Source organism: Mesorhizobium sp. M0983, assembly GCF_040318975.1.
Classification (GTDB): domain Bacteria; phylum Pseudomonadota; class Alphaproteobacteria; order Rhizobiales; family Rhizobiaceae; genus Mesorhizobium.
This window is the reverse complement of the sequence record NZ_JAMYNH010000066.1, coordinates 1-848: the sequence shown is the minus strand read 5'-3', so window position 1 is coordinate 848 and position 848 is coordinate 1. Positions and strand designations below refer to the sequence as shown.

Sequence of the window (848 nt, the reverse complement as noted above, 5' to 3'; positions counted from 1 at the left end):
GAGAGAATCATCGCATGGCTATTGAGAAGGAACTTCTGGACCAACTGCTTGCCGGCCGCGATCCGAATGAGGTGTTTGCCAAGGACGGATTGCTCGACGACCTGAAGAAGGCGCTTTCGGAACGGATTCTGAACGCTGAACTCGACGAGCACCTTGAGGACGAACGCACCGACGGCAGCGTCAATCGCCGCAACGGCCATTCGCGGAAGTCGGTGCTGACGGGCACGTCGAAGATGACGCTGTCGATCCCGCGCGACCGGGCCGGGACCTTCGATCCGAAGCTGATCGCCAAATACCAGCGCCGTTTTCCCGATTTCGATGACAAGATCATCTCCATGTACGCGCGCGGCATGACAGTGCGCGAGATCCGCGGCCATCTGGAGGAGCTCTACGGCATCGACGTGTCGCCGGACCTGATCTCGGCGGTTACCGATGCGGTCCTGGAGGAAGTGGCCGAGTGGCAGAACCGGCCGCTGGACGCGGTATATCCGCTCGTCTTCTTCGATGCCATACGGGTCAAGATCAGGGACGAGGGCTTCGTCAGGAACAAGGCCGTCTACATCGCGCTCGGCATCCTGCCGGACGGCACGAAGGAGATTCTCGGCATCTGGATCGAGCAGACCGAGGGCGCCAAGTTCTGGCTGCGCGTCATGAACGAGTTGAAGAGCCGTGGCGTCGCCGACGTCCTGATCGCCGTCGTCGACGGCCTCAAGGGCTTCCCCGAGGCGATCAACGCCGTCTTTCCCCAGACTGTCGTCCAGACCTGCATCGTGCACCTGATCCGTCATTCCCTGGAGTTCGTGTCCTGGAAGGACCGCAAGTCCGTCGTGCCGGCGCTGCGCGCGATC

At 61.8% G+C, this 848-nt stretch carries 1 protein-coding gene; it reads left to right on the top strand.

Annotation, left to right across the window (positions count from 1 at the left end; genetic code table 11):
- Positions 1 to 14: 14 nt before the first annotated feature.
- Positions 15 to 848 (top strand): IS256 family transposase (locus NKH71_RS33330; protein WP_352896629.1); only part of this gene is annotated, 834 nt, incomplete at its 3' end.